General features: G+C 63.6%; 5 protein-coding genes. 2 read left to right on the top strand and 3 right to left on the bottom strand.

From position 1 onward, the window contains the following. Window positions 1-98 precede the first annotated feature (98 nt). On the top strand, window positions 99-1043 hold the full coding sequence (locus VZ95_RS16150; RefSeq protein ID WP_045776773.1) for an MCP four helix bundle domain-containing protein: 945 nt from the start codon (window positions 99-101) through the stop codon (window positions 1041-1043). Beyond that, window positions 1040-1801, top strand: coding sequence for a methyl-accepting chemotaxis protein (locus VZ95_RS27370; RefSeq protein ID WP_052711852.1), 762 nt, complete (start codon window positions 1040-1042; stop codon window positions 1799-1801). The genes VZ95_RS16150 and VZ95_RS27370 overlap by 4 nt, the downstream gene beginning before the upstream one ends. Here the strand turns inward: VZ95_RS27370 and VZ95_RS16140 are convergent. From VZ95_RS16140 to VZ95_RS16130, 3 genes are all read right to left on the bottom strand, one after another. After that, a complete protein-coding gene (locus VZ95_RS16140) occupies window positions 1798-2577 on the bottom strand; it encodes a sulfite exporter TauE/SafE family protein (RefSeq protein WP_045776772.1) in 780 nt (259 codons plus the stop codon). The two genes, VZ95_RS27370 and VZ95_RS16140, sit on opposite strands and share 4 nt — an antisense overlap. A gap of 98 nt (window positions 2578-2675) precedes the next feature. Then, a complete protein-coding gene (locus tag VZ95_RS16135) occupies window positions 2676-3491 on the bottom strand; it encodes a hypothetical protein (protein ID WP_045776771.1) in 816 nt (271 codons plus the stop codon). A 160-nt stretch (window positions 3492-3651) separates the two neighbouring features. Then, window positions 3652-4152, bottom strand: coding sequence for a CarD family transcriptional regulator (locus VZ95_RS16130; protein WP_045776770.1), 501 nt, complete (start codon window positions 4150-4152; stop codon window positions 3652-3654). Between the last annotated feature and the right edge of the window lie 91 nt (window positions 4153-4243).

Below are 4243 nucleotides of genomic sequence, written 5' to 3'. Positions count from 1 at the left end.
GCGCCGCCACAAATCCGATTAAGAAACGCATCTGACCGATAGGATCGTTTGTAAGGAGCCCATGAGCGTGCGGCAGTTTGCAACAAGGGGCGAGATTTATGCGGTTAACGACACGGGTAAAGCCAAAGGGCATTACCATCCGGCAACGGATTCTGGGTGCCTTCGCCCTTCTGCTGGTGATTACCTTGGCGCAAGGGCTGTTTGCCATCACCCAATTGCGCGCCGTCAATCGGGCCGCCAATGATATTGAAACGCGCTGGCTCCCCGCCGTCGAGCAAGCCGGGCGGCTGGCGGCCCATATCGATAGTTTCCGCATCGCCGAGGGGCTTTTCATCCTCTCCAGCGATGAAACCCAGCGCGACGACCGCAGTTTCGAAATGGACTCGCCGCGCCGCGCGCTGACAGACCTGCGCAAAAGCTTCGGTGAGCGGGATTTCGGCCCGGCCATCGCCGCACGGTTGCCCCAGTTCGATGCGCAGTGGCAAACCTATCTAGCCCTGAATGGGGAAATCGTCGCCCTGGCCGAAGCGTCTCAAACCCAGGCCGCCGCCGATCTTTTCTATACGAAATCGAAGGTCGCCTTCGACGGGCTCACCGAAACGCTGTACACGATCGGCAGCGCCGCGCAGGGGGCGGCAACGGAGGCGAGCGCCACCAGCGACCGGCTCTACACGCGGGCATGGTGGGCGATTCTCTCGGCGCTAGCGCTCTGCACGCTGCTGGTCGCCATTTTTGGCATCGGGCTGGTGCGCTCGGTCTCCATGCCGGTTCTGCGCCTTGCCGACGCCATGCGCGGGCTCGCGGCGGGCGATTTGACGCGCCTGGTGCCGGAAACCGGGCGCGGCGACGAAATCGGCGAAATGGCCGCCTCGGTTCTCATTTTCCGCGAAGCCGGGCACCAGAAACAAGCTTGGAGGCCGTTCAAGCCGCCGAAGAGTCAGCGCGGCAAAGCGGACAGGCGGCCATCGAGCAGGCCATTCAAGGGTTCGACCACACCAGCACCGATTCGACGCGCCTGCTCGCCACGGTTGCGGGCGATGTGACGCGCTCGGCAGAAGATCTCGCCGAGGCGGCGCACGCGAACCTTGCGCGCGCCACTACCGTCGCCAGTGCGTCGGAACAGGCGGCGGGCAATGTGCAAACCGTTGCCGCCGCTGCCGAAGAGCTTTCGGCCTCGGTCGAGGAAATCGGGCGGCAAGTGGAACTCTCCGCGCGCATTTCCGGCGACGCCGTGACCCAAGCGGGCGCCACCGCCGAAACCGTGCGGGCGCTGGCCGAATCCGCCGGGCGCATCGGCGATGTCGTCAAACTCATTCAAGATATCGCCGCGCAAACGAATCTCTTGGCGCTGAATGCCACCATCGAGGCGGCGCGGGCGGGGGACGCCGGGCGCGGCTTTGCCGTCGTCGCCAGCGAGGTCAAGAATCTGGCCAATCAAACCGCGCAGGCAACCGAGGATATTTCCCGGCAAATTCAGGCGGTTCAACAGGCCACCGATGGCGCGGTCGGCGCGATCCTCGGCATCAATGATATTATTCGCGAGGTCGGCACAATCAGCACCGATGTCGCCGCTGCCGTGCGTCAGCAGGGGGCGGCAACGCAGGAAATCGCCCGCAATGTCGTGGAAGCCGAACGCGGCACGGCGGAAGTCTCCGGCACCATTCACGAAATCCGCCAAGATGCCGCCCGCAACAGCGCGCTCGCCGCCCAGCTTCTCACCTCGGCGACCCTGCTGTCGGGTCAGGGCGACCGGCTGAAGGGCGACATTGAGGCGTTCTTCAAAACCGTCAGAACGGCTTAGCGCACAGCAAAAACCACCGTCAGCGTCGCGCCGACGCCGATGACGAACAGGCGCACGATTTTCGCGGGCAGCCTGCGGGCAATCGAACCGCCGAGCCAACCGCCGATCATGGCCGTCACGGCGATGGCGAGGCAATGGGGCCAACTCACCAGCCCCCCGGCGATGAACATCACCAGGGCGACGAGTTGAATCACCATCGCCAGAAGGTTTTTCAGCGCGGTCAGAACGTGATGATCCTCGCCCTCGGTAATCGCGAGCCCGGCCAGCATGACGATCCCCATGCCCGCCCCGAAGAAACCGCCGTAAGTGGCAACGAAAAACTGAAAGACCCGGCCCCAGAGACGGTTCGGACGGACCGACGGATCGGCCTGCTCGCGGGCGCGGATCTTGCGGGTCCAGGCCTGAATCTTCGGCCCCAGGGTAAACAGCAGCGTGGCAAACCCGAGGAACCAGGGCACCAACGCGCGGAACTGCTGATTATCGACCAGCAACACCAGCGCCGCGCCGAGCAAACCGCCCGCCAGACTGACCAGAATAAGACCGATAAAGCGCGGCCCATGTTTGCGGATTTCCCGGTGATAGGCGAGCGCGCCAGTGATATTGCCGGGCGTAATCGCCACCGAACTCGTCGCATTGGCGATAATCGGCGGCACACCCGTAGCGATCAGGGCCGAGAAGGTAAAGAAGGTGCCGCCGCCCGCAATCGCATTCACGGCGCCTGCGGTCAGTCCCGCCAGCGCCAGCAGCGCAATTTGGGCTAGGCTCAACGCATCCATATCCCGTATCTCCCCGATCTTGTCGTCGACGAGCCTAACGAGTGTTTACGCCGGTCGTGAAGTGCGCTTCCCGCATCGCTCGCCCACGGCAACGGGCCTCAGGCATCGCTCGACAAACTGCCCAAAACCTGCCCATCGGGGGCAAGCGCCACCGCCAAGAGCGGCCCGCCGCGCCCGCAACCACCGTCGAGGGTCAGCGTATAGGGGGTTTCGACGAGGCCGGGGGTCGTGCGATCGAACCCGCGCACAACGCGGGCGAAACCATCATAGGCGCGCTCGGCGGCGATGAGGCGGTTGAAGCCTTTTCCGTCCCACCAGAAAGCATCCTTTTGCTCGGCGAGCGGTTTTTCGGGGTTGAGCCCGCTATGGACGATCAGAACGGCCTTGGGATCGGTCATGCCTGCGCGCTTGATGGCGGTCATAAGCTGGCTATGGCCGGGGTGCGCGCTTTGGGCCGCACGCAAGGAGGCGGTCCAGCGGGCGAGCACGACCGCCCCGGCCCGGGCCGCCGCCATGCCGTCGGCCACCGATCCGCCATAGGCGGCGAGCGTCGGCCCGGCGCCCTGGGCGATCAGCCAATCGAGAACTTCGCGCGGATTGGGGGCGAAATGCAGTTGCAGCAGTTTGGTCCACATCTCCTCCTGCGCGCCGCGCAGATAGGCGATATCATCCAGAATCGCGCTGGGACGACCGAGAAACCAGCGGCGGAAGGCCAAAAGCTCGTTGAACGTGCCGAGAATATCACCGCCCAGCCCCAGGAAATTGCCGGTATACACCAGCCGGTCAGCGACGCGCAGTTGCGGGGCCAGCGCCGCGTGCAAACGGCCCAAACGCGCCACATCGCCATGAATAGCGGCGACTATCCAAAGCGTTCCTTGGCCCTTTAAGCGAGCAAACCGTTCAGAATCGACCATTGCCCGTTGATCTAGGGCCGTTCGCACGCAGGGGTCAAGCCCAAGACGAAAAACCCCCGAGATCGCATCCGCAATCTCGGGGGCTTGTCACACGCGGGTCACGATCCGCTTGGTCGGAACCGCCTGGCAGGGGCCGAAACCCACTGCCGCTTAGGCTGGATTAAGCGGCCTGAAGCAGCAGTTCGAGCTTCTTAGTCGCCTGATCCTCATCGATCCGCTCGACGGCGGCGAGTTCGCGGACCAAACGATCCATCGCGGCCTGATAGATCTGGCGTTCGCTGTAGGATTGTTCGGCAATGCCCGTGGTGCGGTGCAGATCGCGCAGCACTTCAGCAATGGCCGACGGATCGCCCGAATTGATCTTGGCCTCATATTCTTGGGCTCGGCGGCTCCACATCGTCCGGCGCACCCGCGCCCGGCCTTGCAGCTTCGCCAAAGCCGATTGCATTTCTTCTTCCGACGACAGGCGGCGCAGGCCCGATGTGCGGGCTTTGGTAACCGGCAGGCGCAGCGTCATCCGATCTTTTTCGAACGAAATCACGATTACCTTCAGCTCATGCCCAGCAATCGTTTGTGTTTCGGTGGTCATAACCTGACCGACGCCGTGGGTTGGATATACCACGAACTCACCCGTCCGAAAGTCGAACCCTTCCTGTGCCATGTCCCATCACCCCATCGAGCCTATAGCTCGCTTACCGAGAAGCGCCGCCGCCAGACAGGAGGCTCTTCCCGTGAGAAAAACGAACAAGGAG

Source organism: Elstera litoralis (assembly GCF_000963705.1).
In the GTDB taxonomy this organism is placed as follows: Bacteria; Pseudomonadota; Alphaproteobacteria; order Elsterales; family Elsteraceae; genus Elstera; species Elstera litoralis.
The sequence above is the reverse complement of the archived record's forward strand: the minus strand, read 5'-3'. Positions and strand labels throughout refer to the sequence as shown.